At 72.0% G+C, this 23,617-nt stretch carries 23 protein-coding genes and 1 pseudogene; 8 read left to right on the forward strand and 16 right to left on the reverse strand.

Translation table 11 applies throughout. From position 1 onward, the window contains the following. Positions 1–24: 24 nt before the first annotated feature. Complete coding sequence (locus M8J74_RS29140; RefSeq protein ID WP_249839307.1) at positions 25–972, reverse strand: ROK family protein; 948 nt, start codon at positions 970–972, stop codon at positions 25–27. Between the two features lie 188 nt (positions 973–1,160). On the opposite strand from M8J74_RS29140, the gene M8J74_RS29145 reads away from it, so the two are divergent. Continuing rightward, entirely contained in the window at positions 1,161–2,270 is a 1,110-nt protein-coding gene (locus M8J74_RS29145; protein WP_079078538.1) for a LacI family DNA-binding transcriptional regulator, read from the forward strand. A gap of 124 nt (positions 2,271–2,394) precedes the next feature. After that, positions 2,395–3,174 carry a hypothetical protein gene (locus M8J74_RS29150; protein ID WP_372500307.1) on the forward strand — a complete coding sequence of 260 codons (780 nt, stop codon included), beginning with the start codon at positions 2,395–2,397 and terminating at the stop codon, positions 3,172–3,174. Here M8J74_RS29150 and M8J74_RS29155 read toward each other — a convergent pair. Together M8J74_RS29155 and M8J74_RS29160 are read right to left on the reverse strand one after the other, a co-directional pair. Continuing rightward, entirely contained in the window at positions 3,120–5,279 is a 2,160-nt protein-coding gene (locus M8J74_RS29155; RefSeq protein WP_249839308.1) for a serine/threonine-protein kinase, read from the reverse strand. The genes M8J74_RS29150 and M8J74_RS29155 overlap by 55 nt on opposite strands. A 96-nt stretch (positions 5,280–5,375) precedes the next feature. Then, positions 5,376–6,680 (reverse strand): DUF6986 family protein, encoded by a 1,305-nt coding sequence (locus M8J74_RS29160; RefSeq protein ID WP_249839309.1) that lies wholly within the window; start codon positions 6,678–6,680, stop codon positions 5,376–5,378. Between the two features lie 212 nt (positions 6,681–6,892). Between M8J74_RS29160 and M8J74_RS29165 the strand changes: the two genes are divergently transcribed. Beyond that, entirely contained in the window at positions 6,893–7,837 is a 945-nt protein-coding gene (locus M8J74_RS29165; RefSeq protein WP_249839310.1) for an endonuclease/exonuclease/phosphatase family protein, read from the forward strand. 60 nt (positions 7,838–7,897) lie between these two features. Here the strand turns inward: M8J74_RS29165 and M8J74_RS29170 are convergent, their stop codons facing one another. The 4 genes from M8J74_RS29170 to M8J74_RS29185 all read right to left on the reverse strand — a co-directional run bounded on the left by M8J74_RS29170 (position 7,898) and on the right by M8J74_RS29185 (position 11,083). Then, positions 7,898–8,860, reverse strand: a complete 963-nt coding sequence (locus M8J74_RS29170) for an electron transfer flavoprotein subunit alpha/FixB family protein (protein ID WP_249839311.1) — start codon at positions 8,858–8,860, stop codon at positions 7,898–7,900. Positions 8,861–8,936: 76 nt separating this feature from the next. After that, complete coding sequence (locus M8J74_RS29175) at positions 8,937–9,725, reverse strand: electron transfer flavoprotein subunit beta/FixA family protein (protein ID WP_249839312.1); 789 nt, start codon at positions 9,723–9,725, stop codon at positions 8,937–8,939. Between the two features lie 221 nt (positions 9,726–9,946). Then, positions 9,947–10,462 (reverse strand): flavin reductase family protein, encoded by a 516-nt coding sequence (locus tag M8J74_RS29180; RefSeq protein WP_249839324.1) that lies wholly within the window; start codon positions 10,460–10,462, stop codon positions 9,947–9,949. Positions 10,463–10,669: 207 nt separating this feature from the next. Then, the gene (locus M8J74_RS29185; RefSeq protein WP_058926890.1) at positions 10,670–11,083 is read right to left on the reverse strand and encodes a TlpA family protein disulfide reductase; all 414 of its coding nucleotides are present in this window, start codon (positions 11,081–11,083) and stop codon (positions 10,670–10,672) included. A 75-nt stretch (positions 11,084–11,158) separates the two neighbouring features. Between M8J74_RS29185 and M8J74_RS29190 the strand changes: the two genes are divergently transcribed. The 3 genes from M8J74_RS29190 (at position 11,159) to M8J74_RS29200 (ending at position 13,456) form a co-directional block, all read left to right on the forward strand. Further along, positions 11,159–11,566 carry a DUF4395 domain-containing protein gene (locus tag M8J74_RS29190; protein WP_249839313.1) on the forward strand — a complete coding sequence of 136 codons (408 nt, stop codon included), beginning with the start codon at positions 11,159–11,161 and terminating at the stop codon, positions 11,564–11,566. Positions 11,567–11,756: 190 nt separating this feature from the next. Further along, positions 11,757–12,485, forward strand: a complete 729-nt coding sequence (locus tag M8J74_RS29195; protein WP_249839314.1) for a lysophospholipid acyltransferase family protein — start codon at positions 11,757–11,759, stop codon at positions 12,483–12,485. A 242-nt stretch (positions 12,486–12,727) separates the two neighbouring features. Continuing rightward, the gene (locus M8J74_RS29200; RefSeq protein WP_249839315.1) at positions 12,728–13,456 is read left to right on the forward strand and encodes a class I SAM-dependent methyltransferase; all 729 of its coding nucleotides are present in this window, start codon (positions 12,728–12,730) and stop codon (positions 13,454–13,456) included. Between the two features lie 10 nt (positions 13,457–13,466). Here M8J74_RS29200 and M8J74_RS29205 read toward each other — a convergent pair whose 3' ends face one another. The 5 genes from M8J74_RS29205 to M8J74_RS29225 all read right to left on the reverse strand — a co-directional run bounded on the left by M8J74_RS29205 (position 13,467) and on the right by M8J74_RS29225 (position 18,097). After that, positions 13,467–14,168: a B3/B4 domain-containing protein gene (locus tag M8J74_RS29205; RefSeq protein WP_249839316.1), complete on the reverse strand. Its 702-nt coding sequence runs from the start codon at positions 14,166–14,168 to the stop codon at positions 13,467–13,469. Continuing rightward, the gene (locus M8J74_RS29210; protein WP_249839317.1) at positions 14,165–14,749 is read right to left on the reverse strand and encodes a transglutaminase-like domain-containing protein; all 585 of its coding nucleotides are present in this window, start codon (positions 14,747–14,749) and stop codon (positions 14,165–14,167) included. The genes M8J74_RS29205 and M8J74_RS29210 overlap by 4 nt, the downstream gene beginning before the upstream one ends. A gap of 80 nt (positions 14,750–14,829) precedes the next feature. Further along, positions 14,830–15,903, reverse strand: a complete 1,074-nt coding sequence (locus tag M8J74_RS29215) for a threonine aldolase family protein (protein ID WP_058926886.1) — start codon at positions 15,901–15,903, stop codon at positions 14,830–14,832. Then, complete coding sequence (locus M8J74_RS29220) at positions 15,900–16,649, reverse strand: SDR family NAD(P)-dependent oxidoreductase (RefSeq protein WP_058926885.1); 750 nt, start codon at positions 16,647–16,649, stop codon at positions 15,900–15,902. The genes M8J74_RS29215 and M8J74_RS29220 overlap by 4 nt, the downstream gene beginning before the upstream one ends. Before the next feature lie 50 nt (positions 16,650–16,699). Beyond that, complete coding sequence (locus M8J74_RS29225) at positions 16,700–18,097, reverse strand: DUF6421 family protein (protein ID WP_058926884.1); 1,398 nt, start codon at positions 18,095–18,097, stop codon at positions 16,700–16,702. Between the two features lie 386 nt (positions 18,098–18,483). On the opposite strand from M8J74_RS29225, the gene M8J74_RS29230 reads away from it, so the two are divergent. After that, the gene (locus M8J74_RS29230; protein WP_249839318.1) at positions 18,484–19,167 is read left to right on the forward strand and encodes a glycerophosphodiester phosphodiesterase; all 684 of its coding nucleotides are present in this window, start codon (positions 18,484–18,486) and stop codon (positions 19,165–19,167) included. 3 nt (positions 19,168–19,170) lie between these two features. On the opposite strand, the gene M8J74_RS29235 is transcribed toward M8J74_RS29230, so the two are convergent. After that, positions 19,171–19,707: a GNAT family N-acetyltransferase gene (locus tag M8J74_RS29235; protein ID WP_249839319.1), complete on the reverse strand. Its 537-nt coding sequence runs from the start codon at positions 19,705–19,707 to the stop codon at positions 19,171–19,173. Positions 19,708–19,781: 74 nt separating this feature from the next. On the opposite strand from M8J74_RS29235, the gene M8J74_RS29240 reads away from it, so the two are divergent. Beyond that, positions 19,782–20,174, forward strand: a complete 393-nt coding sequence (locus M8J74_RS29240; RefSeq protein WP_249839320.1) for a VOC family protein — start codon at positions 19,782–19,784, stop codon at positions 20,172–20,174. A gap of 30 nt (positions 20,175–20,204) precedes the next feature. Here the strand turns inward: M8J74_RS29240 and M8J74_RS29245 are convergent, their stop codons facing one another. The 3 genes and pseudogenes from M8J74_RS29245 to M8J74_RS29255 all read right to left on the reverse strand — a co-directional run. Then, positions 20,205–22,808, reverse strand: a complete 2,604-nt coding sequence (locus M8J74_RS29245) for a cellulosome protein (RefSeq protein WP_372500308.1) — start codon at positions 22,806–22,808, stop codon at positions 20,205–20,207. A gap of 84 nt (positions 22,809–22,892) precedes the next feature. Further along, positions 22,893–23,432, reverse strand: a complete 540-nt coding sequence (locus tag M8J74_RS29250) for a MarR family winged helix-turn-helix transcriptional regulator (protein WP_249839322.1) — start codon at positions 23,430–23,432, stop codon at positions 22,893–22,895. Continuing rightward, positions 23,429–23,617, reverse strand: a pseudogene (locus tag M8J74_RS29255) (FUSC family protein); the annotation flags it as partial. The gene M8J74_RS29250 and the pseudogene M8J74_RS29255, both read right to left, overlap by 4 nt.

Here is a 23,617-nt window from a genome sequence, read left to right on the forward strand (position 1 = left end):
GCCGATGCCCCCGAAGTCGGGCCTTCAGACCGCGGCCGCGTCCGCCCGCTTGGCGAGCGCGGCCGCGGCCGCTCCCACCAGTCCGGCGTCCGTGCCCATCTGGGCGGGCGTGATCTCCAGGCGCTGCACGAAGGAGAGGGTGGCGTAGTCGCCCAGCGCCTTCCGCAGCGGGGTGAACAGGACGTCGCCGGCCTTGCCCACTCCCCCGCCGATCACCGCGATGTCGATCTCGACGAGCGTCGCCGTGGCCGCGATCCCTGCGGCCAGCGCCTGTGCGGCCCGCTCGAAGGACGCCAGGGCGACCGGGTCGCCGGCCCGCGCGGCGGCGGCCACCGCCGCGGCGGAGGCGTCGCCGTCGGGACCCGGGCGCCATCCGTTCTCGATCGCCCGGCGGGCGATGTTGGGGCCACTGGCGATGCGCTCCACGCAGCCGCGCGAACCGCAGGGGCACGAGTCGCCGTCGAGATCCACGCTGATGTGGCCGATGTGACCGGCGTTCCCGGTCGGTCCCGGATGCAGCTGGCCGTTGAGCACCAGGCCGCCGCCGACGCCGGTGGAGACCACCATGCACAGCGCGTTGTCGTGGCCGCGGGCGGCGCCCTGCCAGTGCTCGGCGGCCGTGATGGCCACACCGTCGCCGATCAGCTCGACGGGCAGCCCGCCGGCCGCCTCCCGGACTCTGCGCACGAGCGGGTAGTCGCGCCAGCCCGGCACGTTGACGGGGCTGACCGTGCCCGCGGAGGCGTCCACCGGGCCGGCGCTGCCGATGCCGAAGGCCGTGGCGCGTCCCCACAGGGGCGAGGCGGTCAGCTCACCGACGACCTCCTCCACGGCGGCCATCACGATGTCGCCGTTCTCCTGCGCGGGCGTCGCGCGCTGCGCGCGGACCAGGATCTGGCCGTGGCCGTCCACCAGCGCCCCGGCGATCTTGGTGCCGCCGATGTCGAGCGCGGCCACGAGGTCGGTGTGCATCAGAGTCGGATCTCCCCGTCAAACCATCGGATCCCCGTGGACCAGGGGAACTTACCCCGTCGACCACGGAGATGAGCGGGCCGGTCTCGCGGTGGGGGCGCAGGCCGGAGAATTCGGTGGACAGTCTCTCGCGCACATGACAACGTTGTCCAGGCTCTATGCTCGACGCCACATCCTCATACAAACTCATGGTCCGACGCATCCCCGTGGACAAGACCCGTCGACGAGACAGGACAGGACAGCGCATCGTGCCCGAGACCGCCCGCCGCACCGACCGATTTTCCGGCACCCGCTACGGCAACCGTCCGACCATGAAGGACGTGGCCGCGCGGGCCGGGGTCGGGCTGAAGACCGTCTCCCGCGTGGTCAACGGCGAGCCGGGGGTCACCCCGGAGACCGAGCGCCGCGTCCAGGAGGCCATCGACGCGCTGGGCTTTCGCCGCAACGACAGCGCCCGTGTCCTGCGCAAGGGCCGCACCGCCAGCATCGGCCTGGTCCTCGAGGACCTGGCCGACCCGTTCTACGGCCCCCTCAGCCGCGCGGTCGAGGAGGTGGCGCGTGCGCACGGCGCCCTGCTGATCAACGGCTCCAGCGCGGAGGACCCGGACCGCGAGCAGGAGCTGGCGCTGGCCCTGTGCGCCCGGCGCGTGGACGGGCTCGTGATCATCCCGGCCGGTGACGACCACCGCTATCTGGAGCCCGAGGTCAAGGCCGGCGTGGCCACGGTGTTCGTGGACCGCCCGGCGGGCAGGATCGACGCGGACGTCGTCCTGTCGGACAACTTCGGGGGTGCCCGCAGCGGGGTCGCCCACCTGATCGCCCACGGCCACCGCAGGATCGGCTTCATCGGCGACATGCCCCGCATCCACACCGCCGCCGAGCGTCTGCGCGGCTACCGGGCGGCCATGGAGGACGCCGGCATACCGGTGGAGGACTCCTGGATGTCCCTCGGCGTCACGGACCCGGAGCGGGTGCGCCGGGCCGCCGAGGACATGCTGACCGGCCCCGCCCCCGTCACCGCGATCTTCGCGGGCAACAACCGTGTGACCGTCACCGTGGTCCGCGTCCTGGCCGAGCAGAGCCGCCGGGTGGCCTTCGTCGGCTTCGACGACATCGAGCTCGCGGATCTGCTCCAGCCGGGAGTGACGGTGGTGGCGCAGGACGCGGCGGCGCTCGGCCGGACCGCCGCCGAGCGCCTCTTCCGCCAGCTGGACGGCGAACTGATCGCGCCGGAGCGCATCGAACTGCCCACCCGCCTGATCACCCGCGGCTCGGGCGAACTGCCGCCGGCGGACTGAGCGGCCCGTGGACGAGGCGGCCCGGAAGGAGCGGGGTCCGGCGGACCGGACACCGCAGGACCGGCTGCGCGGGGAGCGGCGGGTGCGGCGGGGCCCGCACGGACCGGACCGGTCGGAGCGGTCGTTGGCGGCGCTCGGGCTGGACTGTGTGCCCCGTGAGGAGCCGTTGCTCTATCCGGGCACCTGGCCCGCCGAGTCCGGGCTGCTCGACGGGGACCGGCTGCTGCCGCTGGACCGGCTCGTATACGAGGACCGGGTGCCCGTACTGGCCGTCGGCTCCAACGCCTGCCCCGGGCAACTGCGCCGCAAGATGGCGGAGTCGGGGATCACCGCGCCCGTCCCGATGGTCCGCGTCCGGGTCACAGGCGTCGACGTGGGCGTCTCCGCGCACGTGAGCCGTCCGGGGTACGTGTCCGCGTCACCGTTCCAAGCGCCGGACGCCGTACGGCAGTTGTTCGTGACCTGGTTCGACGCCGAGCAGCTCGCGGTGATCGACGCCAGCGAGGGCGTACCGCTGCCGCACGGCAACTACCGGCGCGCCCGGCTGCCCGCATCCGAGGTGCGGATCGAGCTGGAGGACGGGACGCGGCTGCCGGGCGTGCACGTCTACGTCAATCGGCGCGGGGTGCTGCGCAACGGCACGGACGCTCCGCGCCGGCACCCCGGACAGCGGCGGCTGCTCACCGAACTCCTCGTCGGCTCACCCCGGTTGAGGGAGTTGTTCGGGGTGACGCCCGAGGAGTTCTGCGTGCGGGCCCGTGCCGACGCGTGGCTGCGTGAGCGGGGCGCCCGGGTGTTCGCCGAGGAGAAGATGGTGACGACGTCCGGTCTGGAGCGGTTCGTCGAGGATCAGCAGACCGGGAGCCCGGGCACGGGCTCGTCGTTGCCCCCGCCCTTGATGTAGACGTCGCTGACGTAGACGTTCGTGTTGCCGCTGTCGTCGTCCGTCTTCGCCCACCAGACGTTGGTCCACTGCCCGTACGTCTCGCGCCGCCCCAGATTCTGCTGGCAGTAGAAATAGTTGACGCCCGCGTTCAGGACACCGGCTTCGGCGCCGGAGGCGGTGTAGGACTTGGCGGTGCGCCAGACGGTGCAGTCGTACTTGCCGCCGCCGGCGGGAGTGCAGGCCGGGGCGGGGGTGGTCGCGGTCCCTCCACCGGTCGTGCCCCCGCCGCCTTTCGTCCCACCGCCGGAGGTGGCGCCCGTGGCCCCGCCTCCCGTGGTGCCGCCGCCCGAGGCGCTCGCGGTGGCGGAGGCCGAGGCACGGCCCGTGGGCGAGGTCCCGCCCTCCCGCCCGCCGCCGGTCGGCGTCGGTCCGGGGGACTGCTTGGCGCCCTGTTCCGTGGACTTGGCGCCGGACGAACGGTAGGCGTCGGGGTGGCCGGAGGCGGAGACGGAGGCCGCGGCGTCCTTGCCGGACGCGGAGGCGCCCGCGTGCGCCTTCTCGCCTCCGGAGTGCACCAGGGCGACGGTGCCGCCGGCCGCAGCGAGGACGACGGTGACGGCCGCGGCGGCGAGCAGCGCACGCCCCTTGCGACGCGGGGCGCCGGGGGACGCGATAGGGCCGGTGGGGGCCGACGCGGGGTCGGACACCGGCGCGTACGGCACCGGCGGGCCGAAGCCGGGCGTCACAGGGGTGGTGTGCGGCACGGACGCGGGAGCCACGGGGACGGCGTGCGGCGCGGAACCGGGCGCCACGGATGCGGTGTGCGGCGTAGAACCGGGCGCCACGGCACCAGAACCGGACACCGGCGCACCCGACCCCGGCACCGGCGCACCAGATCCGGGCACGGCCCCCTCCTGACCCGGCACCGCCGAACCCGACCCCGGCACCGCCCCATCCTGACCCGGCACCGCCGAACCCGGCACCGGCACCGCCGGACTCGATCCGGGTGCCGTCGGGCCGGATCTCGGTGCGGCGGTACCTGGCCCGGGGACGGTGTCCTGACGACCGGACGGGTCGGCGGCGGCAGCAGCACCAGCGGCAGTCGTGTGCTGAGCCGGTGTGGCAGGCCCGGGACCCTGCGGGCCCGCCACAACGCCCGGCATGACGAATGCCGTGGGCAGTGGCAGACCGCCGGGTTTCGTCCGCGGCGCGGGCGGCTCGCCGCGCAGGGTCGTCGTCGGGGTGTCCGTGCCGCCCGCGTCCGCCACGGCCTGGAGCAGCGCCCGGGCCTCCTCGGCCTCCGGGCGGGTGTCGGGCCGCTTGTCGAGGAGGTGCCGCAGGACGGCGGTGAGCGGGCCGGCGCGCTCGGGCTCGGGGAGCGGTTCGGTGACGATCGCGGTGAGCGTGGAGAACGTCGAGGTGCGGCGGAACGGCGAGGAGCCCTCGACGGCCGCGTACAGCGTGGCGCCTAGGGCCCAGACGTCGGAGGCGGCGCTCGCGTCGGCGCCCTGGGCCCGCTCGGGCGCCAGGTAGTCCAGGGAGCCGACGAGGGCACCGCTGCGGGTCAGGTGGGTGGCGGCGCCGTCGCCCGGGTCGTCCATGGCCGCGATGCCGAAGTCGGTCAGGACGACGCGTCCGGAGCGTTCGAGGAGGATGTTGCCGGGCTTGACGTCCCGGTGCAGGACGCCGGCCCGGTGGGCCGCCGCGAGCGCGTCCATCACCTGGGCGCCGATGCCGGCGGCCTCGGCCGGGTCGAGGACGCCGCGCTCGCGCAGCACCTGCTCCAGGGAGGGCCCGTCGACGAGTTCCATGACGATCAGCGGACGGCCGTCGACCTCGGCGACGTCGTGCACGGCGACGACACCGGGATGCCGCACCCGGGCGGCCGCGCGGGCCTCGCGCTGCATCCGCACCCGCAGATCGGCGAGTTCGGGGCCGTCGGCGTCGGTGTAGGTGCGCAGTTCCTTGACGGCGACCTCGCGGCCGAGCACCTCGTCGACGGCTCTCCAGACGACGCCCATGCCGCCCCGGCCGAGCTGTGCGAGGACGCGGTAGCGCCCCGCCAGCAGGCGGCCCGTCCCGTCGGCCCGGTTGTTCCCGCCTGAGGTCTCCCCCGAAGACACCGCACGCCCCGTTCCTGTGACCCGTCACTGCGTGGCGTACAGACTACGGGGCGCGGGTGACGGCGTCGGCCGACGGTGACTGCCGTGACCGGCCCGCTACTTGGCGGACGCGGTCAGGTCGCCGCGCCGGGGCGTCGCGAAGCCCTCCAGGTCGGCCCGGGTCAGGCCGGTGAGGCGGGCCACCTCGGCGATGTCGAGGGCACCGCAGTCCAGGCCGCGCAGCAGGTAGCCGCTGAGGGCCTTGGCGGTGGCGGGTTCGTCCATGACGTCGCCGCCGGTCCGGTTGGCGTAGCGGGCGAGCCGGGCGGCGGCCTGCTCGAAGCCCTCGCGGTAGAAGGCGAAGACGGCGGCGTACCGGGTGGGGATGTGCCCGGGGTGCATGTCCCAGCCCTGGTAGTAGGCGCGGGCGAGTGCCCGCCGGGTCAGTCCGTAGTGCAGGCGCCAGGCGTCGTGGACCTTCTGCGTGGGGCCCACGGGCAGCACGTTGGTCGAGCCGTCCGACACCCGGACGCCCGTCCCCGCCGCGGCGACCTGCATGACCGCCTTGGCGTGGTCGGCGGCCGGGTGGTCGCTGGCCTGGTAGGCGGCCGAGACGCCGAGGCAGGCGCTGTAGTCGAAGGTGCCGTAGTGCAGTCCGGTGGCGCGTCCCTCGGCGGCCTGGATCATGCGGGCGACGGTGGCGGTGCCGTCGGTGGCGAGGATGGACTGGCTGGTCTCGATCTGGATCTCGAAGCCGATCCGGCCGGCGTCCAGGCCGTGCGCCTTCTCGAAGGCCTCCAGGAGCCGGGCGAAGGTGCCGACCTGCTCGGCGTACGTCACCTTGGGCAGGGTCAGCACGAGCCCGTCGGGCAGGCCGCCGGCCCGCATCAGGCCGGTGAGGAAGACGTCGAGGGTGCGGATTCCCCGGTCGCGGACCGGCGCTTCCATGCACTTCATGCGGATGCCCATGTAGGGGGCCGCGGTGCCGTTCTCGTACGCCTCGGCGATCAGCCGGGCCGCGCGGGCCGCGGCCTCGTCCTCCTCGGCGTCCGGGCGCGGGCCGTAGCCGTCCTCGAAGTCGACGCGCAGGTCCTCGACGGGCTCGCGCTCCAGTTTGGCGCGCACGCGCGTGTGGACGGGTTCGGCGAGGTCGTCGGCGAGGCCGAGGACGGCGGCGAAGGAGGCGGCGTCCGGGGCGTGTTCGTCGAGGGCGGCGAGGGCCCGATCGCCCCAGGAGCGGATGGTGTCGGCGGCGAAGACGTCCCCGGGGACGTAGACGGTGTGGACGGGCTGGCGGGTGCCGGGATCGCCGGGGTAGCGGCGCTCCAGCTCGGCGTCGACCGGGGCGAGGGAGGCGCTGATCTCCTCGCTGACGGCGCCCGCGAGGCTCGTCGCCACCGTCTCCTGCTGGCCCTGACCCATCCCACACCCTCCAGTTTTCCGCTCTACGGAATCAACAATCCGTAGAGTGAAGGTATCTGTGCCCGGTCGGCCCGGTCAACACCGTGTCCACGGGCCGACCCTGCCATGACCTCGGCATGTTCACTCCCCGCCGCACCCCGGGTATCACACAGCTCGACGCACCACTCCCCCCACGCGAGACTCGTCCGGCCCGTGCGACCGAAGGAGCCCCCGTGCCCGACCAGCGCCGAGTCACCCGCCGTCTGGGCCTGCGGGCCCTGTTCGCCGCGGCCGTCGTCGCGCCGCTCTCCGGCGCCGCCGCGCTCTCCACCTCGTCCGCCTCCTCGTCACCGCTGCGGGCGCGGGTCCGCGACGCCAGGGTCCGCGGACGTGAGGGCCCTCGGCTTCAGGTGATGACCTTCAACCTGCGGTTCGCGAGCGCCAAGGAGCCCCACAGCTGGAGCGACCGCAGACCCGTGATGCGCGAGCTGCTGCTCGGCGCGCGTCCCCATGTCATCGGCACCCAGGAGGGCCTGTACCAGCAGCTGCGGGACATCGAGTCCGACCTGGGCCCGCACTACGACTGGATCGGCACCGGCCGCGAGGGCGGCAGCCGCGACGAGTCCACGGCGATCTACTACGACAACCGGCGGCTGGCGCCCGTCGAGCACTACACCTACTGGCTCTCCGACACCCCGGAGACCATCGCCTCCAACACCTGGGGTGCCGCCTTCCCGCGTGTCGTCACCTGGATCAGGTTCCGCGACCTGGCCGACGGCGGGCGGGAGTTCTACGTCTGCAACACCCACTTCGACCACGCGAGCCAGTACGCGCGCGAACGCAGCGCCGATCTGATGACCGAGCGGATCGCCGCGCTGCGGTACCCGCTGCCGGTCGTGGTGACCGGTGACTTCAACGTCGCCGCGCACAAGAACCCCGTCTACGACCGGATGCTCTCCACGGGCCTGGTCGACACCTGGGACGCGGCGGCCGAGCGCGGCGCGCAGTACGCGACCTTCCACGGCTACCAGGGGCTGGAACCGGACGGCGACCGTATCGACTGGATCCTCGCCGCGGCCGGAGTGGACGTGCACCGGGCGGCGATCGACACCTTCTCCGCGCACGGCCGGTACCCCAGCGACCACCTGCCGGTGCAAGCCTGGCTGAGCCTGGCATGAGACGAGGCCCCCGCGACCGTTCGTGCGGTCGCGGGGGCCTCGTCCGGCGCGTTCCGGGGATCAGCCCTTGCGGGTCTTGATCTCCTCGGTGAGGGCCGGGACGACGTCGAAGAGGTCGCCGACGACGCCGTAGTCGACGAGGTCGAAGATCGGGGCCTCGGCGTCCTTGTTGACCGCCACGATGGTCTTGGAGGTCTGCATGCCCGCCCGGTGCTGGATGGCGCCGGAGATGCCGTTGGCGATGTACAGCTGCGGCGAGACGGACTTGCCGGTCTGGCCGACCTGGTTGGTGTGCGGGTACCAGCCGGCGTCGACGGCGGCACGCGAGGCGCCCACCGCGGCGCCGAGGGAGTCGGCGAGGGCCTCGATGATCGAGAAGTTCTCGGCGCCGTTGACACCGCGGCCGCCGGAGACCACGATCGCGGCCTCGGTCAGCTCGGGGCGGCCGGTCGACTCACGCGGCGTGCGGCTGGTCACCTTGGTGCCGGTGGCCTGCTCGGAGAAGGACACCTCCAGGGCCTCGACCGCGCCGGCGGCCGGGGCGGCCTCCACCGCGGCGGAGTTGGGCTTGACCGTGATGACCGGCGTGCCCTGGGAGACGCGGGACTTGGTGGTGAAGGAGGCGGCGAACACCGACTGCGTGGCCACCGGGCCCTCGTCGCCGGCCTCCAGGTCGACGGCGTCGGTGATGACGCCCGAGCCCAGGCGCAGCGCCAGACGCGCGGCGATCTCCTTGCCCTCGGCGGAGGACGGCACCAGCACGGCGGCCGGGGAGACGGCGGCGACGGCGGCCTGCAGCGCGTCGACCTTCGGCACGACCAGGTAGTCGGCGTACTCGGACGCCTCGTGGGTGAGGACCTTGACGGCGCCGTGCTCGGCGAGCGCGGCGGCGGTGCCGGCGGCGCCCGCGCCCAGCGCGACGGCGACCGGCTCGCCGATGCGGCGGGCGAGGGTCAGCAGCTCCAGGGTGGGCTTGCGGACGGCACCGTCCACGTGGTCGACGTAGACGAGAACTTCAGCCATGGGAACGAAACTCCTTGCGGATGTGCGAAGTCTGAGGGGCGGGAAGGGAGGTGAGCCTCAACAGGGCCGACGGCCCTTAGATGAACTTCTGGCTCGCGAGGAACTCGGCGAGCTGCTTGCCGCCCTCGCCCTCGTCCTTGACGATCGTGCCCGCGGTCCGCGCCGGACGCTGGGCAGCCGCCTCGACCTTCGTCCAGGAGCCCGCCAGACCGACCTCGTCGGCGTCGATCTCCAGGTCGGACAGGTCCCAGGACTCCACCGGCTTCTTCTTCGCCGCCATGATGCCCTTGAAGGACGGGTAGCGCGCCTCGCCCGACTGGTCGGTCACCGAGACCACCGCCGGCAGCGAGGCCTCGAGCTGCTCCGACGCCGTGTCGCCGTCGCGGCGGCCCTTGACCGTGCCGTCCTCGACCGAGACCTCCGACAGCAGGGTCACCTGCGGCACGCCCAGACGCTCGGCCAGCAGCGCCGGGACCACGCCCATGGTGCCGTCGGTGGAGGCCATGCCGGAGACAACCAGGTCGAAGCCGGCCTTCTCGATCGCCTTGGCCAGCACCAGCGAGGTGCCGATGGCGTCGGTGCCGTGCAGGTCGTCGTCCTCGACGTGGATCGCCTTGTCCGCACCCATCGACAGCGCCTTGCGCAGCGCGTCCTTGGCGTCCTCGGGGCCGACCGTCAGGACGGTGACCTCGACGTCGTCGTCGGAGTTCTCCGAGATCTGCAGCGCCTGCTCGACGGCGTACTCGTCGAGCTCGGAGAGCAGGCCGTCCACGTCGTCCCGGTCGACGGTCAGGTCATCGGCGAAGTGCCGGTCGCCAGTGGCGTCGGGCACGTACTTCACAGTGACAACGATCCTCAAGCTCACGCCGGCTCTCCTACTGCAATCGTCATTTCGGTGCTGCCTACTTTCAGGCAGCATAGGCGCCTCTAGCGGCCGATCCCGATCGGGGCGACCCCGCGCTCCGAGCGAAATATTACTCGTCAGTACACCCAGTTGGTTCCCGCTAAGCAAGCGCTTTGAAGTGTGACCTTCGCAACGCAGCGTAATCGGAACTCGACCGTCCCGCAGGGCGAAGCGGGCGACGATCAGTCACGCAGTGCGTTGAACCGGCCCTGGTGGTACAGGAGCGGACGGCCGGGGCCCGCGGGGTCGCCGAGGACGACCTCGGCGAGCACGATGCGGTGGTCGCCGGCCGCCACACGGGCGACGACCCGGCACACGAGCCAGGCGAGGACGTCGTCGAGGACGGGGACGCCCTCGGGGCCCTCGCGCCAGACGGTGGGCGCCCCGAAGCGGTCGGCGCCGCTTCTGGCGAAGGTGGCGGCCAGCTCCTGCTGGTGCTCGCCGAGTATGTGGACGCCGACGTGGTCCGTCCCCGCTATGGCGGGCCAGCTGGAGGAGCCGGTGCCCACGCCGAACGAGAGCATCGGGGGCTCGGCGGAGACGGAACTGAGCGAGGTGGCGGTGAAGCCGACCGGGCCGGACTCGCCCCGCGCGGTGATCACGGCGACACCCGCCGCGTGCCGCCGGAAGACGGAGCGCAGCAGGTCGGGAGAGGCGAGGTGAACGGCGGCGGTGTCGAGGTCGGGGGTGACCGGCACGGCGATGTCCTTCTGCGAGGCGGGGCGAGCGGAGTCGTGGCTGCTCAACAGCCGGGACAGCGCGCGCTCGCGGTGCGGGCCAGGTCGATGTGGACCCGCCCGTGGAGAAGGGGTTCCGTGGGCATGCAGTCAGGCTGGCGATACGTGGCGCACACAGTCAAGTACGTTCCGGCATATGGGAGATGCCTCACCGTCCACGTCACGGGTTCAGACCGCCTCCCCCAGGGCCGCGATGACGTCGGCCTTGCGCGGCTGTCCGGTGGCGCGCCGCACGACCCGGCCGTCGGCGTCGAGGACCAGCACGGTGGGGGTCTTGAGGATGTCCAGTGCGCGGACCAGCTCCAGGCGGTCCTCCGCGTCGATCTCGACATGGGTCACGCCGGGCACCAGGCCGGCCACCTCGCCGAGGACCCTGCGGGTGGCCCGGCAGGGGGCGCAGAAGGCGCTGGAGAACTGCACCAAAGTGGCGCGCTCGCCGAGTTCCCCGCCCAGCTCGGCCGCGCCGAGCCGCTTCCCCTCGTCACGTCCGCGCACGCGTACCCTCCCGCTCCGCCGCCGATGCAGCACTCCGTAGGCGCCCGCCACCGCGAGCACCACCACGCACACCACCAGTCCGCTCATGCACTGCTCCAGCGTTCACAAGACTGCAAAGATTCCCGAGGCTCCGAATCATTTTCCATGCGGAATGCTTGATTCATGGACATCGATGTGAGGGGCCCGCGCTTCGGCGCGGCCGTGACGACCCTGGTGCTGGTCCTCGTACTGGTCACCGGGAGCGCCTGGCTGCTGGCCTGGCAGACGCTGGTCTTCGCGCTGGGCGCGGCGGGACGCTCGCCCTACGGCTGGCTGTTCCGCAGAGTCGTACGGCCCCGGATCGGGCCGCCGACCGCGTTCGAGCCGCCGCAGCCGCCGCGGTTCGCCCAGGCGGTGGGGCTGGTTTTCGCCGCAGTCGGTCTCGTCGGTTACGGGCTCGGCCCCGCGTGGCTGGGGACGGCCGCGACGGGGCTCGCGCTGGCGGCCGCCTTCCTGAACGCGGCGTTCGGGTACTGCCTGGGCTGCGAGATGTATCTGCTGGTGCGCAGGGTGACACCGCGCACCGAGTAAAAGAGGGTTAAAAGAGCGAGGTGGATCACCGGGACCGACGTGACGAGGATCTCCGCAGCCGACCGGAACTTGGGCTGGCTCCCGGGCCGTTCTTGGGGCACGATCTGCGACAAGCCGTAAACCTACGGCTGCGTAACTTTCCCGCTGGGAATCCCTTCCCAGACTGAGAAGGAAGGGTCCACTCCGTCCCATGGCAGAGCTTGTCTACCGCCCCGTCATCGGTTTCGCGCTCACGCTGTTCAAGGCGTGGGACCTGAAGATCGACTGCAAGGGGTCGGAGAACATCCCGCGCTCGGGCGGCGCCGTGCTGGTGAGCAACCACATCAGCTACCTGGACTTCGTCTTCGACGGTCTCGCGGCCCTGCCGCAGAAGCGGCTCGTTCGCTTCATGGCGAAGGAGTCGGTCTTCCGGCACAAGATCTCCGGTCCGCTGATGCGCGGTATGAAGCACATCCCCGTGGACCGTGAGCAGGGCGAGGCGGCGTACGCGCACGCGCTGGACTCGCTGAAGTCCGGCGAGATCGTCGGGGTCTTCCCCGAGGCGACCATCTCCCAGTCCTTCACGCTGAAGTCCTTCAAGTCCGGTGCCGCGCGCCTGGCCCAGGAGGCGGGAGTCCCGCTGATCCCGATGGCGGTGTGGGGCACGCAGCGGCTGTGGACCAAGGGGCGCCCGCGCAACTTCGGGCGCAACCACATCCCGATCACCATCCGGGTCGGCGAGGCGATCGAGGCGTCGAAGGACAAGTACGCCGGCGCGATCACCCGTCAGCTGCGCGAGCGGGTGCAGGAACTCCTCGAGGCCGCCCAGCGCGCCTATCCGGTGCGCCCCAAGGACGCCGACGACACCTGGTGGATGCCGGCCCATCTGGGCGGTACGGCACCCACGCCGGAGCAGGTGCGGGAGTCGGAGACCCGCTGAGACGGCGTCGGCGGCCGTCCGCGATCGGCGGCGCCGAAAAAGTCCCCGCCGCTTCCCCGGAAACGGCCCTGTGACGGCCCGTCGCGCCGGTGGGACGCCGGGTTCACCCCACCCCGGACGGACTGCCCCCTCCCCTCCTCCCCCAGGCCCTCCAGAGGCCGGCCACGGCTTCCGCGCCGGCCGCTCGCTCTCGGCGTCCGTGCTGCTCAGGGCTAGGGTCCCGGTGGTCGGAAGGGGATCTGATGGACCGGAACATACGCACGGTGGAGGACGTCCTGCGGCTCCTGGACGGGCTGTTCGCCACGGGGGCCGACCGCTGGACGCAGGACGCGGGCTCCTGGTGGGACGACTTCTACGCCGACCGCTCGAGACCCGTCCCGTTCTTCGCCGGGAAGCCCGACGAGAACCTGGCCTCCTACGTCGAACGCGGCCTGGTCACCCCGGGCCGCGCCCTCGACCTGGGCTGCGGTCCCGGCCGCAACGCGCTGTACCTCGCCTCACTGGGCTTCGAGGTCGACGCCGTCGACCTGTCGCCGGTGGCGATCGACTGGGCGCGGGAACGGGCCCGCGAGACGGGCACCGAGGTCCGCTTCCTGTGCGGCGACGCCTTCGCCCTGCTCGGTGCGGAGATCCACGGCCGCTACGACCTCGTCCACGACTCCGGCTGCTTCCACCACCTGCCGCCGCACCGCCGGATCAGCTATCTGGAGCTGCTCGACCGGTGTCTCGCGCCCGGCGGCCTGTTCGGCCTCACGTGTTTCGCCGCCGGCGCCATGGGGTCCGAGCTGCCGGACGCGGAGTTCTACCTGCGCGGCCGGCTGGAGGGCGGCCTCGCCTACACCCCCGAGTCGCTGCGCCGGATCTTCTCCGGTCTGACGGAGATCGAGATACGGCGGATGCGGGACGAGCCGCCCGGCTCCGCCCGCTTCGGCGAATCCTTCCTGTGGACGGGCCTGTTCCGCCGCCCCTGAGCCCGCGCGCTCAGCCGGCGGACTCCGCCGCCCGTACGTCGATCCGGGCGCCCGGGCTGAACTTCTGCAGCAGTTCCGCGAGTTCGTTCCCCGCCGACTCCAACTCGGCCACCGGCAGCGGGGACATGCCCTCCAGCAGGAAGACGCCCGAGACGGTCTCCTCGGTGAGCCGGGTGCGCGGGCCCTGGCGCCAGTTCCAGCGGCGGCAGGTCACGCCGGCGTCGTCGCACCACACCACCTCGCCGGCGTCGGGGTGTTCGACGGTCTCCTCGCCCCCGGCCACCGTCACGAAGTCCTCGTCACCCGCCGCCCGCACGAGCCGCATGCCGCCCTGGATGCGGTCGATGTCCTCGCCGCCGACCGGGATCAGATGGGCGGCGCTGACGGCGTTGTAGAGGTCGACCAGGACGTTGACGCGCGGCAGACCCGCGTCCGACAGGGCCCTCTTGGCCAGCGCCTCGGCGGAGTTGCGGGTGCGGGAGGGCTTGGAGCCGAACGCGGTGTACGCCGCTCGCCAGGCGGCCATGTGCGGGTCCTCGTGCGGGGCGCGGCCGTCCAGGCGTGCGGCCAGGCGGCGGGCCGCGTCGTCCAGCAGGGCCGAACTCTCCTCGGTGCTGGGCCCGTTGACCAGGCCGTGCGCCTCGATCGCCAGGTGGGTGAAGCCGGGCGCGAGGGCGCGCACCTCGTCGGACACGGTCAGCGAGAGGGTCATCGTCTGCCTCGGAGTGCGGTGGGGAGCGTCTTCCACAGGTACGCCCGGTCGGGAGCGGCCTTGAGTGCGTCGAGGACGGCCGGATGCGGTTCAGCATACAGGACCGGATAGTCCAGCTCATTGGACTTCGGGTCCGGTACGAAGGCCAGGCGTTCTCCGTCGAGGGAGAACTGCGCGTCCACGCCGGGTTTGTTGCCGCGCGGGTCCTGCCGGTGCCAGGCGCCGTGGAAGCGGACGGCGACCAGGCCGTGCACCACGTCGAACTTCTGGTAGCACAGCGCGGCCGGGATGTCCTCGGCCCGCAGCAGGGCCGCCAGCGCGTGGGACTTCGCATAGCAGATGCCGGTGCCCTGTTCCAGGACGTCGGAGGCCCGCCAGGTGACGCGCGGGTCGCCGGAGTCCTGGGAGTGCGGGATGGTGTCGCGGACGAACTCGAAGGCCAGCCGCGCATAGGCATACGAGTCCTCGGCATCCCGAGCGAGCCGGGCGGCGGTCTGCCTGACGAGCGGATGGTGATGGTCGATGACCTCGTCGGCGGCCAGATAGGCGGACAGGTCGGGGGTGTCCTGGATCAGCTCCATGCCCGCAGAGCATAGAAACGCGATCACTCGATCGTCAATGACTTTACGAGTGACCGCATATCTATGCACACATCGGGGATCTACTGGCGCGCCATCTCCTCCTTGAGCGCCGCCACGAACGTGTCCACGTCGTCCTCGGTCGTGTCGAACGCGCACATCCAGCGCACGACGCCGGCCGCCTCGTCCCAGAAGTAGAACCGGAAGCGCTTCTGCAGCCGCTCGCTGACGTCGTGCGGGAGCCTGGCGAAGACGCCGTTGGCCTGCACCGGGTAGAGGATCTCCACGCCGTGCACGGCGCGCACGCCCTCGGCCAGGCGCTGGGCCATCTCGTTGGCGTGGCGGGCGTTGCGCAGCCACAGGTCCTTGGCGAGCAGCGCCTCCAGCTGCACCGACACGAAGCGCATCTTGGAGGCGAGCTGCATGGACAGCTTGCGCAGGTGCTTCATGTGGCTCACGGCGTCGGGGTTGATCACCACGACCGCCTCGCCGAAGATCGCGCCGTTCTTCGTCCCGCCGAGGGAGAGGATGTCGACGCCGACGGCGTTGGTGAACGTCCGCATGGGGACGTCCAGCGAGGCCGCCGCGTTGGCGATGCGGGAGCCGTCCAGGTGCACCTTCATGCCGTGCGCGTGGGCGTGCTCGCAGATCGCGCGGATCTCCTGGGGCGTGTAGAGCGTGCCGAGCTCGGTGCTCTGGGTGATCGAGACGACCTGCGGCATGGCGCGGTGCTCGTCCTCCCAGCCGTACGCCTGCCGGTCGATCAGCTCGGGCGTGAGCTTGCCGTCGGGCGTGGGGACCGTGAGCAGCTTCAGGCCGCCCATGCGCTCGGGCGCGCCGCCCTCGTCGACGTTGATGTGGGCGCTCTCGGCGCAGATCACCGCGCCCCAGCGGTCGGTGACCGCCTGGAGCGCGACGACGTTGGCGCCGGTGCCGTTGAAGACCGGGAAGGCCTCCGCCGTGGCACCGAAGTGGCCGCGGACGATCCGCTGGAGGTTCTCGGTGTAGTCGTCCTCGCCGTAGGCGACCTGGTGCCCGCCGTTGGCCAGGGCCAGGGCGGCGAGCACCTCCGGGTGGGCCCCGGCGTAGTTGTCGCTGGCGAAGCCGCGGACGTCCGGGTCGTGGTGGCGGCGGGCGTCGGTCTTCGGGGGGTTCACGGCTTGTCGGTCAGCCACAGACGCTTTCCGTTCACTTCGGCGGCGGGCTTGCTCCAGACGTCGACGATGGCCTCCGCGAGGTCCTTGACGTCCGTGAAGCCCGCGAACTTCGCGTTGGGGCGCTCGGCGCGCATGGCATCGTGCACCAACGCCTTCACCACCAGGATCGCAGCCGCCGACGTCAGCTCCTCCGGGGCCCCGGCCTTGCGGAAGTAGTCGGCCATGGCCAGCGTCCACGCCTCGGCGGCGGCCTTGGCGGCGGCGTACGCGGCGTTCCCGGCGGTCGGCCTGGAGGCGCCGGCGGCGCTGATCAGGACGTAGCGGCCGCGGTCGCTGCGCTGGAGCGCCTCGGAGAAGGCGAGCGAGGTGTGCTGCACGGTGCGGATGAGCAGCAGCTCCAGGAAGTCCCAGTCGTCGAGGCTGGTCTTGATGAAGGTCTCGCTGCCGCGCCAGCCGCCGACGAGGTGGACGACGCCGTCGACGCGGCCGAAGTCCTTCTCGATGTGCGTGGCCCAGTCCCGGGTGGATTCGAGGTCCAGCAGGTCGACGGACTCACCGGTGACGGTGGCGCCGCCCGAGGCGTACCGGGCCGCGTCCACGGCCTCCGCGAGCCGTTCGGGATCGTTGTCGGCGCCGACCACGGTCGCCCCGGCCTCGGCCAGCCGCAGCAGCGCGGCCCGGCCGGCGGGTCCGCCCGCGCCGGCCACCGCGATCACCGCACCGCTGAGAGCTCCGTTCCCCGCCATGTTCTTCGCCTCCTGAGCTTGCTGAGCAGTGTTCCCGGTGCCGCGCACGCTCACGCGGCGGCCCGCTCGGCGCTCTGGGCCGTGATGCCCCGGGTGGAGGCGATCACGTTCTTGAGCTTCTTGGAGAGGGCCTCATAGAACATGCTCAGCGGAAACTCGTCCGGAAGCACGTCATCGACGAGTTTCCGCGGCGGCTGGCTCAGGTCGAGGGCGTCGGGACCCTTGGCCCACTTGGAGCCCGGGTGCGGGGCGAGGTAGGTGGAGACGAGCTCGTACCCGGCGAACCAGTGGACGAGCTTGGGGCGGTCGATGCCGTCGCGGTAGAGCTTCTCGATCTCGGCGCACAGCTCGTTGGTGACCTGCGGGGCGCGCTGCCAGTCGATGTGCAGCTTGTTGTCGGTCCAGCGGACGACGTCGTGCTTGTGCAGGTAGGCGAAGAGCAGCTGGCCGCCGAGGCCGTCGTAGTTGCGCACCCGCTCACCGGTGACCGGGAAGCGGAACATGCGGTCGAAGAGGACCGCGTACTGCACGTCACGAGCCTGCGGGACGCCGTCGGCCTGGAGCTTGACGGCTTCCTTGAAGGCGGTCAGGTCGCAGCGCAGCTCCTCCAGGCCGTACATCCAGAACGGCTGGCGCTGCTTGATCATGAACGGGTCGAACGGCAGGTCGCCGTGGCTGTGGGTGCGGTCGTGGACCATGTCCCACAGGACGAAGGCCTCCTCGCAGCGCTTCTGGTCGTGGACCATCGCGGCGATGTCCTCGGGCAGCTCCAGGCCCAGGATGTCGACGGCGGCGTCGGTGACCCGGCGGAAGCGGGCGGCCTCGCGGTCGCAGAAGATGCCACCCCAGGAGAAACGTTCCGGCGCCTCGCGCACGGCGATCGTCTCGGGGAAGAGGACGGCGGAGTTGGTGTCGTACCCGGCCGTGAAGTCCTCGAACTTGATGCCGCAGAACAGCGGGTTGTCGTAGCGGGTGCGCTCCAGCTCGGCCAGCCAGTCCGGCCAGACCATGCGCAGCACGACCGCCTCGAGGTTGCGGTCGGGGTTGCCGTTCTGGGTGTACATCGGGAAGACGACCAGGTGCTGCAGGCCGTCCGCGCGCTGCGCGGCGGGCTGGAAGGCGAGCAGCGAGTCCAGGAAGTCGGGCACCTGGAAGCCGTCGACGGCCCACCGCTCCAGGTCCTTGACCAGGGCCTCGTGGTAGGCGGTGTCGTGCGGGAGCAGCGGGGAGAGCTCCTCTACGGCCTCTGCGACACGCCGTACGGCGGCCTCGGCGTCGGCGCGGTCGGGTGCGCCCTCGGCCTCGAAGTCGATCGACCCGTCCTTGGACTGCCATGGCCGGATCCGCTCCACGGCATCCTTGAGCACCGGCCACGCCGGGTGCTCGACCACCCTGGTCGCGGGAGGAACCTGGTCCCCCGAAGCCGCCTGCACAAGAATTTCCGTCATGTCCCATCCTCCACGGGAGAAGCTTGCATAAGGGAACCGTATACATACGTGCTTTCTCCCAGCAAGAGCGCCCTCCGGAAATTATCCTGCGTACTCGCATCGTCACGGAACTTTTTCCTGTCCGACGCAGTGAAGTCGGCTCCCGCGGGTATACGGCGGCACCGCACGGGTATCAGCCAACCGGTCAATGCCCGCGCAACTCGCCCACGCCCGGGTGAGCGGCCGGGGCGCCGTCGGGCGGACACGCCCCGTACGCCACGCCGATCCCCCGTGTACGCACGGGTTCATCGCGCGGCCGGGCCGTTAGGCTGCGGCTCTGCCCGCGCGGCCGTCCGCTCCGGTCCGCGCGCGGTCCGAGCCGCCCGTCGACGGAAGCGAGTTGTACGTTGAACTTCCTTACCATCGGTCACCGCGGAGTCATGGGTGTCGAGCCCGAGAACACCCTCCGTTCCTTCGTCGCCGCCCAGCAGGCCGGCCTCGACGTCATCGAACTCGATCTGCATCTGAGCAAGGACGGCGCGCTCGTCGTCATGCACGACACCGACGTGGACCGCACGACCGACGGCACCGGCCCCATCGCCGAGAAGACCCTCGCCGAGCTGCGCGCCCTGGACGCGGGCCGCGGCGAGCACGTGCCGGTCTTCGAGGAGGTCCTGGACGCGTTGCGCACTCCGCTGCAGGCCGAGATCAAGGACGTGCAGGCCGCCCGGGCGCTGGCCGAGGTGATCCTCAAGCGGGACCTGGTAGCCCGGGTGGAGGTGTCGTCCTTCCATGACGAGGCGGTCGCCGAGATCGCCCGCCTCGTGCCCGGGGTGCGCACCGCGCTGATCGGCAGCCGCTTCGGCACCGACATCGTCGACCGGGCGGTCGAGGCCGGCGCGGCGACGGTCTGCCTCAACATCCGCCGGCTGACGCTGGAGATCGTGGAACGGGCCCGCAAGGCGGATCTCAGGATCATCGGCTGGGTGGTCAACACCCAGGACCATCTGCGTCTGGTCCGGGCCCTGCAGCTGGACGGCGCGACCACCGACTACCCGGAGATCAAGCGCACCGCCCGCTTCACGGCGTGACGCTCAGCTGAGTTCCTTGACCAGGAGCTCGAACTGCAGGTCGTCGCGCTGCGGGATGCCGAAGCGCTCGTCGCCGTACGGGAAGGGCGTCATCTTTCCCGTACGGCGGTAGCCGCGGCGCTCGTACCAGGCGATGAGGTCCTCGCGTACGGAGATCACGGTCATGTGCATCTCCTGGACGCCCCAGGTCTCGCGTGCCGCGCGCTCCGCCTCCGCGATGATCACCTTGCCGAGGCCGCCGCCCTGGAGTCCGGGGCTGACGGCGAACATCCCGAAGTAGGCGTGGGCGCCGCGGTGTTCGAGCTGGCAGCAGGCGACGACCACGCCGTCGCGCTCGACCGTGAGCAGCCGGCTGTCGGGCGACTTGATGACCGCGAGCACACCCTCGGAGTCGGTGCGCTGTCCTTCCAGGATGTCCGCCTCGGTGGTCCACCCGGCCCGGCTGGAGTCCCCGCGGTACGCCGACTCGATCAGCGCGACCAGGGCGTCGACGTCGGCGTCGGTGGCGTCGCGGAAGGTCAGTCCGGCGGCGGTCTCCATGGTGCGGCTCTCCGATCTCTGGCACGGCACGGGCACCGACGAGGGTAACGCCGCCGCCACTAGGCTCCGGGGGCATGGTGCACGTTCTCAGCAGCCGGACCCTGATCCGCCCCTCGGACCCCGAGCGTTCCCGCCGGTTCTACGGCGAGCAGCTCGGGCTCGCCGTCTACCGCGAGTTCGGCGACGGGCCGGACCGCGGCACCGTCTACTTCCTCGGCGGTGGCTTCCTGGAGGTCTCGGGGCGCTCCGAGGTCCCGCCCTCCCCCGCGGTACGGCTGTGGCTGCAGGTCGAGGACGCCGACCGGGCGCACGAGGAGCTGCGCGCCAAGGGCGTCGAGATCGTACGGCCGCCGGTGCAGGAGCCCTGGGGGCTGATCGAGATGTGGATCGAGGACCCGGACGGGACGCGGATCGTGCTGGTGGAGGTGCCGGCGGACCACCCCATCCGGTACCGGCCCGGAATCTGAGCCGTCTGCGGCGTCACCGGAGCACCCGGATCAGGGGTGCGCCGCGAGCGGGGTCACCGTGATCCGGTCGATCACCGGTGCGTAGGGCGAGCGCTGACCGTGGGGGTTCCTCGTCTCCCCGTCGAAATCCGGGAGTTCGTCGGCGGTGAGGGTGACGGTGTTGGCGCCCTCCTCCAGGCCGACGGGGACGGCGAGGTCCCGGAAGTCGTCGAAGTGGAAGGTGGTCGGGAACAACACCCGGTGCGGGGCGCCCCCGTTGACGGAGATGTCCGCGTGCCGGCAGAGGGGGTCGGGGTTGTAGTGCGTCGCGGGCGCCTCTTCACCGTTGGAGTAGCGGATGGTCAGCGCGTGCCGGCCGGCGTGTGCCGCCGTCACCGTCAGGGTGAGCGCGTTGCCGGGACCGGCGCCGATGCCGTCGACCGCCTTGCCGCCGGTGGCGTGGGAGTACGCGGCCACCCTGGCGGCACCGGTCAGGGTGCCCTCCTCCGCCGCGTACACGGTCGTCGGCAGCAGTCCGCGGGACGGGCCGACGGTCAGCCGGTCCACGACCAGGCGTTCCGAAGTCGCCGTCACCGTCACCTTGTTGACGCCGCCCGCCAGGAAGAGAGGCATGGGCCCGCGCGCCGGCGGCCCGGTCTGCTCGCCGTTGACGGTGAGCAGCCCCTCTCCGGGGCCGAGCTGGTCGACCGTGACGGCCGCCTCGCCGTCCTCGGCGGCGTGCACCCAGAAGGTGACGGTGCCGCCGCACGGCAGGACCGCGACGCCGGGGCCGGAGGCGCCGCGCTGCGTGCAGTCGACACGCGCTCCCGAGCCCAGTGCCGCGAACTCGGCTTCGTAGACGTCCACTTGGTGCTCGTCGCGCAGGGCGAGGTCCAGCCGGTCGATGACGGCGTCACCCCGGGTCTCGCCGAGGTCGGGGTCCTGGGCGGCGAGGGTGATGCGGTGCGCGCCCCGGGTCAGCGCGGCACGGGTGTCGGCGTGACCCCACACGGCCCACTTGTAGCCGAGCGGCAGCAGCAGCTCGCGCGGGTCCTCGCCGTCGATGCGCAGGAAGACGTTGGTGGGGCCCGACTCGCGCACCAGGTCGGCGCGGTTGTAGGAGTTGGCGAAGACACGGATGTCGTACGTCCCGTCCTGGGGGACCTCGACGTCGAAGGCGAGCACCCCGTCGGAGCCGGTGCGCAGGCCGCCGACGTGGTAGCCGCCGGAGGTGGCGAACCGGTCGACGGCGGAGGGGGATCCCTCGGGGCCGTTCCTGGAGTAGCCGCCGCCGGTGTAGGTCGCGTCCTCCGCCTCGTACGTCCCGCGCCAGCCGGTGGACGGCGCGAGGGGGACGGCGCCGTTGCCGCCAGGGGAGAGGATCAGCTGGTAGGCGGACATCGCGTCGAGTCCGGCCAGGGGAAGCTTCACCGCTCCCTCGACGACCGGCAGTTCGATGTCCCGCAGCCGCAACGGCTGTGCCGAGGAGCCGACTTGGCCGGTCCAGGGGATTTCCTGCAGCCTCAGGTGCACCTCGGTGCCGAAGAGTTCCGCGTCGATGCCCTCGACGACCAGGTCGGCAGCCCCGCCCGCACCGCCGAACAGCACGCGCGCCTGCCGCTTGTCCCGGTCGAGCGTGGCGACGCCCTGCAGCGTGTACTGCACGTTGGGGTGCGGCGCGGTGACGCGCACGGTGGCGCCGGACAGCCGGCCGTAGGCGTTGAACAGCCACCACTGTCCGTTGGCCTTGTTCGCCTCCACCGCCGAGTCGTTGAGGTTGCCGGCGATGTTCCAGTACGCCATGTCGGCGTCGACCTTCGACTCCTCGATGGCGGCGATCCACTGGATCATCTGCCCGGGGACGGAGAGGTGGTAGTTGTGCGCGTACTCGTTGAGGTTGACGGGGAGCGGGCCGATGCCCAGCTCCCGTTCCATGGCGCGGTACTCGGCGACCTTCGTGCGGACCTCGTCCGGGGACGACAGCTCGTGCCAGGTCACCACGTCCGGCAGGACGCCGTGGTCGCGCGCGAACTCCAGGAAGCCCCGTACCTCGGGGTAGAGGATGCTGGTGTTGGGGCCGGCGACGCGCGCCGCGGGGTCGATCTCCTTGATGAGGCGGTAGGCCCGCGCCCAGGCGGAGAAGAAGGGGCCGGGCTCGGTCCGCCAGGAGACGCCGTCGTAACTCCACTCCCCCGTGCCGAACATGTTGCCCTCGGGCTCGTTGAACGGCACCCACACGAGGTGGGAGGCGAGCGCACCGAGCTTCTGGGCCTGCCGCACCTGACGGCGAACGGTCTCCAGGTGGCCGTCGAGCTTCTCCTCGCCGGTGGCGCCGGGCCACTCGTAGGGGAAGCCGCGGTGGATGTCGGTGGTGTACACGTAGACGTCCTTGCCGCCCGCGGCGACGAAGGACGGCAGGATCTCCAGGGCGTCGGCGCCGGGGTGCTGCACGCCGTCCTGGGCCTTGGTGGTGACGGTGCGGACGTACATGCCCTCGACGACCGCGCGGCTGGGCACGCCGTCGCCGTAGAGGCCGTAGAGCGTGCCGCTCGCGCCGCCGTGGAAGGGGCCCGTCTCGGTGCTGAGGTCGACAGTGAGCGTCTCGGCCGTCACGGCACCCTCTTTCGTTCGAAATACCGTACGCCAGCCGACGATCCGAACCGGCCTGGTCGAACCTAGGGACCACGCGGGGATCGCGTCAACGGGGGTCCGGGCCCCGAAACTTCCGAAAGCCGCCGCTCAGGCCCGCGGCATGCCCGGGGTGCCCTCCAGCCGGCCGAGCAACTCGCCGAGCAGTCCGGCGAGTTCGCCCTGCCCGCGCGGCTGGAGGGCGGAGAGCACGGCGGTCTCGTAGGCGAGCTGCTCGGGCAGGATCGAGTCGACGAGGTCCCGGCCGGCGTCGGTGAGGCGGACGTGGGCGACGCGCCGGTCGCGCGTGTCGCCGCGCCGCTCCACCAGGCCGCGCTCGGTGAGCGCCTTCAGCCGCTTGGTGACGGCGGCGCCGGAGGAGAAGGTCTCGCGCGCCACTTCGCTGGGGGTGAGTTCGTGGCCGGTGCGCCGCAGCGCGCCGAGCAGGTCGAACTCCGCGCGACTCAGGCCCGCACGGCGCAGCGGGGCGTCCTCGGCCTGCTGCAGGAGGGCGGCGCAGCGGTTGATCCGGCCGATGATCTCCATGGGGGCGGTGTCGAGGCCGGGGTGGACGGCCTGCCACTGCCGGACGACCGCGGAGACGGTGTCGCCCCCGGTCGCGCCCTGCCGCCGCCCGTTCGCTGCCGTCATGGCCGTACGTCCTCCCTCGCGCCGCGCAGCCCCAGCTGCCGTACCGTCGCCGCGAGCGTACGGTGTCCGGCCTGCTCGGCGCGCACGACCCGCTCCTGGGGCAGGGCGCGCTGCCACCACTCGCCGGACGCGGCGTCGACGGTGGCCCGCAGGTCGGCCAGCCCGGCGGCGAGCGCGCGGCGGGC

Source organism: Streptomyces panaciradicis, from assembly GCF_023516615.1.
Taxonomy (GTDB): domain Bacteria; phylum Actinomycetota; class Actinomycetes; order Streptomycetales; family Streptomycetaceae; genus Streptomyces; species Streptomyces panaciradicis.